The following is a 5,970-nucleotide window of genomic DNA, read 5'->3' on the forward strand; positions in this document are numbered from 1 at the left end:
GAGCCGACATCGAGGTGCCAAACCATCCCGTCGATATGGACTCTTGGGGAAGATCAGCCTGTTATCCCCGGGGTACCTTTTATCCGTTGAGCGACGGCGCTTCCACAAGCCACCGCCGGATCACTAGTCCCGACTTTCGTCCCTGCTCGACCCGTCAGTCTCACAGTCAAGCTCCCTTGTGCACTTACACTCACCACCTGATGACCAACCAGGCTGAGGGAACCTTTGGGCGCCTCCGTTACTCTTTAGGAGGCAACCGCCCCAGTTAAACTACCCACCAGACACTGTCCCCGATCCGGATCACGGACCCAGGTTAGACATCCAGCACGACCAGAGTGGTATTTCAACAACGACTCCACGAACACTGGCGTGCCCGCTTCACAGTCTCCCACCTATCCTACACAAGCCGAACCGAACACCAATATCAAGCTGTAGTAAAGGTCCCGGGGTCTTTCCGTCCTGCTGCGCGAAACGAGCATCTTTACTCGTACTGCAATTTCACCGGGCCTATGGTTGAGACAGTCAAGAAGTCGTTACGCCATTCGTGCAGGTCGGAACTTACCCGACAAGGAATTTCGCTACCTTAGGATGGTTATAGTTACCACCGCCGTTTACTGGCGCTTAAGTTCTCAGCTTCACCAGGACGAATCCTGACTAACCGGTCCCCTTAACGTTCCAGCACCGGGCAGGCGTCAGTCCGTATACATCGCCTTACGGCTTCGCACGGACCTGTGTTTTTAGTAAACAGTCGCTTCTCGCTGGTCTCTGCGGCCACCCCCAGCTCAAGAGGCATGCTCCATCACCAGGTGTGGCCCCCCTTCTCCCGAAGTTACGGGGGCATTTTGCCGAGTTCCTTAACCATAGTTCACCCGAACGCCTCGGTATTCTCTACCAGACCACCTGAGTCGGTTTAGGGTACGGGCCGCCACACAACTCGCTAGAGGCTTTTCTCGACAGCACAGGATCACCCACTTCACCACAAACGGCTCGGCATCAGGTCTCACCCTTAAACGGTGCACGGATTTCCCTGCACACCGGGCTACACCCTTACCCCGGGACAACCATCGCCCGGGCTGGACTACCTCACTGCGTCACCCCATCACTCACCTACTACAAGCTCGGACCGTCGGCTCCACCACACCCCTTCACCCGAAGGATCCAGAGGGGCTTCACGGACTTAGCATCACCTGATTCGATGTTTGACGCTGCATAGCGGGTACCGGAATATCAACCGGTTCTCCATCGACTACGCCTGTCGGCCTCGCCTTAGGTCCCGACTTACCCTGGGCAGATCAGCTTGACCCAGGAACCCTTAGTCAATCGGCGCACACGTTTCTCACGCATGTATCGCTACTCATGCCTGCATTCTCACTCGTGAACCGTCCACAACTCGCTTCCACGGCTGCTTCACCCGGCACACGACGCTCCCCTACCCACCCCAACAGGCGTTAGCCCTCACGTTGGAGTGACACGACTTCGGCGGTGTACTTGAGCCCCGCTACATTATCGGCGCGGAATCACTTGACCAGTGAGCTATTACGCACTCTTTCAAGGATGGCTGCTTCTAAGCCAACCTCCTGGTTGTCTCTGCGACTCCACATCCTTTCCCACTTAGCACACGCTTAGGGGCCTTAGTCGATGCTCTGGGCTGTTTCCCTCTCGACCATGGAGCTTATCCCCCACAGTCTCACTGCCGCGCTCTCACTTACCGGCATTCGGAGTTTGGCTAAGGTCAGTAACCCGGTAGGGCCCATCGCCTATCCAGTGCTCTACCTCCGGCAAGAAACACACGACGCTGCACCTAAATGCATTTCGGGGAGAACCAGCTATCACGGAGTTTGATTGGCCTTTCACCCCTAACCACAGGTCATCCCCCAGGTTTTCAACCCTGGTGGGTTCGGGCCTCCACACGGTCTTACCCGCGCTTCACCCTGCCCATGGCTAGATCACTCCGCTTCGGGTCTTGAACACGCTACTCAAACGCCCTCTTCGGACTCGCTTTCGCTACGGCTCCCCCACACGGGTTAACCTCGCAACATGCCGCAAACTCGCAGGCTCATTCTTCAAAAGGCACGCAGTCACGACGTTACGTGCAAACACGCAACGCGACGCTCCCACGGCTTGTAGGCACACGGTTTCAGGTACTCTTTCACTCCGCTCCCGCGGTACTTTTCACCATTCCCTCACGGTACTATCCGCTATCGGTCACCAGGGAATATTTAGGCTTGACGGGTGGTCCCGCCAGATTCACACAGGATTTCTCGGGCCCCATGCTACTTGGGAACAACACAAGCGAGCCGTACAGATTTCAGCTACGGGGGTCTTACCCTCTACGCCAGGCCTTTCGCATGCCCTTCGCCTATCCATACGGTTTCTAACTCACCCAGCCGCCGGCAGACGACTGAAGCGCAGTCCCACAACCCCGCATGCGCAACCCCTGCCGGGTCTCACACACATACGGTTTAGCCTCATCCGGTTTCGCTCACCACTACTCCCGGAATCACGGTTGTTTTCTCTTCCTACGGGTACTGAGATGTTTCACTTCCCCGCGTTCCCTCCACACCGCCTATACATTCAGCGGCAGGTGACAGCCCATGACGACTGCCGGGTTCCCCCATTCGGACACCCCCGGATCACAGCTCGGTTGACAGCTCCCCGGGGCCTATCGCGGCCTCCCACGTCCTTCATCGGTTCCTGGTGCCAAGGCATCCACCGTGCGCCCTTAAAAACTTGGCCACAGATGCTCGCGTCCACTGTGCAGTTCTCAAACAACAACCAGCCACCCACCACCCCCGACACACATCGGAGTTCACTGGGACCGGCACCGAAGGACAGCCACAACGGCCATACCCTCAGACACCCAACAGCGCGCCCAACCCAGCCAGCACGAACCACCACGTTCCACACCCCCGAAGAGGCAGTACTAGCAGCAGCCCAACCAGCCAGGCTGAATAGTCAACGTTCCACCCATGAGCAACCCACCGTCAGACATTCGCTGACGCAGTAGGCCTCTGGACCACCGAACGGTGGCCAAAGATGCTCCTTAGAAAGGAGGTGATCCAGCCGCACCTTCCGGTACGGCTACCTTGTTACGACTTCGTCCCAATCGCCAGTCCCACCTTCGACGATTCCCTCCCCACAAAGGGGGTTGGGCCACCGGCTTCGGGTGTTACCGACTTTCGTGACGTGACGGGCGGTGTGTACAAGGCCCGGGAACGTATTCACCGCAGCAATGCTGATCTGCGATTACTAGCGACTCCGACTTCATGGGGTCGAGTTGCAGACCCCAATCCGAACTGAGACCGGCTTTTTGAGATTCGCTCCACCTCACGGCATCGCAGCTCATTGTACCGGCCATTGTAGCACGTGTGCAGCCCAAGACATAAGGGGCATGATGACTTGACGTCGTCCCCACCTTCCTCCGAGTTGACCCCGGCAGTCTCCCGTGAGTCCCCAACCTCCGAAGAGTTGCTGGCAACACAGGACAAGGGTTGCGCTCGTTGCGGGACTTAACCCAACATCTCACGACACGAGCTGACGACAGCCATGCACCACCTGTACACCGACCCAAAGGGGGACACTGTCTCCAGCGCTTTCCGGTGTATGTCAAGCCTTGGTAAGGTTCTTCGCGTTGCGTCGAATTAAGCCACATGCTCCGCCGCTTGTGCGGGCCCCCGTCAATTCCTTTGAGTTTTAGCCTTGCGGCCGTACTCCCCAGGCGGGGCACTTAATGCGTTAGCTGCGGCACGGACGACGTGGAATGCCGCCCACACCTAGTGCCCAACGTTTACGGCGTGGACTACCAGGGTATCTAATCCTGTTCGCTCCCCACGCTTTCGCTCCTCAGCGTCAGTATCGGCCCAGAGATCCGCCTTCGCCACCGGTGTTCCTCCTGATATCTGCGCATTTCACCGCTACACCAGGAATTCCAATCTCCCCTGCCGAACTCCAGCCTGCCCGTATCGAATGCAGACCCGGGGTTAAGCCCCGGGCTTTCACATCCGACGCGACAAGCCGCCTACGAGCTCTTTACGCCCAATAATTCCGGACAACGCTCGCACCCTACGTATTACCGCGGCTGCTGGCACGTAGTTAGCCGGTGCTTCTTCTGCAGGTACCGTCACTTGCGCTTCTTCCCTGCTGAAAGAGGTTTACAACCCGAAGGCCGTCATCCCTCACGCGGCGTCGCTGCATCAGGCTTGCGCCCATTGTGCAATATTCCCCACTGCTGCCTCCCGTAGGAGTCTGGGCCGTGTCTCAGTCCCAGTGTGGCCGGTCACCCTCTCAGGTCGGCTACCCGTCGTCGCCTTGGTAGGCCATCACCCCACCAACAAGCTGATAGGCCGCGGGCTCATCCTGCACCGCCGGAGCTTTCCACCACCAGACCATGCGGCCGGTGGTCATATCCGGTATTAGACCCCGTTTCCAGGGCTTGTCCCAGAGTGCAGGGCAGATTGCCCACGTGTTACTCACCCGTTCGCCACTAATCCCCTCCCGAAAGAGGTTCATCGTTCGACTTGCATGTGTTAAGCACGCCGCCAGCGTTCGTCCTGAGCCAGGATCAAACTCTCCGTGAATGCTTTCGCTTCGCGGAAGAGCGGGACCAGAAGAGGAATAATCTCCCGATCCACAGCGTCCTCGCTGTATGCCCTCTTCAATCGAGAGCTGTTCAAAGGAACCTCAACCCGTCGACAACCGTCGACAGGCCGGGGTATCAACATATCTGGCGTTGACTTTTGGCACGCTGTTGAGTTCTCAAGGAACGGACGCTTCCTTCGAAACCATCTCACTGGTTTCTCCGGACGTTTGCCCTTTCGGTGTCTCCGACTCTATCAGATCCGTTTTCCGGCCCGTTTCCGTGCCGTCCTCCGAATCAGATTCCCCTGTCGGCGGGGCGCCTTCCGGCTGACCGCTACTTTAGGCCCTTTCCCCGCCCGGCTCCAAATTGAGCCGACCCGCAAAAGCAATTCGGCATGCCGAACAGACCCCTGCGAAGGGAGATGGTCTTACGTAGTGGTTTCCGCCGGAGTGGCGGTAGGAGTCGCCAGGAACCGTGACCGGCTGCTGACAACTCGGTGAACCTTACGGATCACGTGTCGCGCTGTCAACCGGAGCCGAGCCGAACGCAACTGCGCCCGGCAGGGCGTCAGTCGAGGTCGGTGAGGCGCCCGCCGGCGTCCGGCTGGGCGTGTTCGACGCGGCGGAGGAGTCGGGTGAGGAGTTCGCCGAGTTGTACGCGCTCCTCGGTGGAGAGGTCCTGGAGGAGGTCCTCCTCGAAGACCGACGCCATACGCATGACCTCGAGCCACTTCTCGCGTCCGGTGTCGGTAAGGCCGATGATCACGCGGACCCGGTTGTCGGGGTCCCGTTCGCGGGTGACCAGGTCCTGGGTGAGCATCCGGTCGATGCGGTGGGTCATCGCCGCGGGGGTGAGGCCGAGCCGCTTGGCGATGGTGCCGGGCCAGAGTTGGTAGGGACTGCCCGCCATGACGAGCTCCTTGAGGACCTCCCACTCCGGACTGCTGAGGCCGAGCGTTCCGAGCTGGCGGCCGTAGGCCACGTTCATCCGGCGGTCCAGCCTGCTCAGGGCGTTGACCACCTTCTCCACCTGCGGGTCGAGGTCGCGGTACTCCCGCTGGTAGATGGCGATCTGCTCGTCGAGCGTCGGTTGTCGGTCCGGCATGTGTGCAGTATCGCACGGCAACTCATTCGCTCTAAACGCTTGCCCTGTGTACTCTTTAGTGTCGAACTTTAGCTTCGAAGTCTTCGTCCCTGTACTCATGGGACCTCGTACCTGTACCCCTTACCCCTTCTCGACCTAGGTAGGTGAGTGTGACCACGGCTGTGTCCACGGCGACGGCCGCTGCGCTGCGACGGATCCAGCTCGGCAACGCGCTGGCAGCTTTCGGCAACGGCTTCACGGTGCCGTTCCTCTTCGTGTACGTCGCGCGGGTGCGGGAGCTCGGTGAC

Annotated in this window: 1 protein-coding gene and 2 rRNA genes; all 3 read right to left on the minus strand. The window is 59.2% G+C overall.

Annotation, left to right across the window (positions count from 1 at the left end):
* A 23S ribosomal RNA gene (locus tag ACFXIV_RS47665) occupies positions 1 to 2,736 on the minus strand; the annotation flags it as partial.
* Positions 2,737 to 3,047: 311 nt separating this feature from the next.
* Positions 3,048 to 4,577 (minus strand): 16S ribosomal RNA (locus ACFXIV_RS47670).
* Positions 4,578 to 5,146: 569 nt separating this feature from the next.
* Positions 5,147 to 5,683 (minus strand): MarR family winged helix-turn-helix transcriptional regulator, encoded by a 537-nt coding sequence (locus ACFXIV_RS47675; RefSeq protein WP_099882475.1) that lies wholly within the window; start codon positions 5,681 to 5,683, stop codon positions 5,147 to 5,149.
* Positions 5,684 to 5,970: the final 287 nt, after the last annotated feature.

The organism is Nocardia sp. NPDC059236 (genome assembly GCF_042754085.1).
Lineage (GTDB): Bacteria > Actinomycetota > Actinomycetes > Mycobacteriales > Mycobacteriaceae > Nocardia.

Coding starts and splice junctions, on each gene's coding strand:
- ACFXIV_RS47675 (WP_099882475.1), bottom strand. CDS start 5,683: ATGCCGGACCGACAACCGACGCTCGACGAGCAGATCGCCATCTACCAG.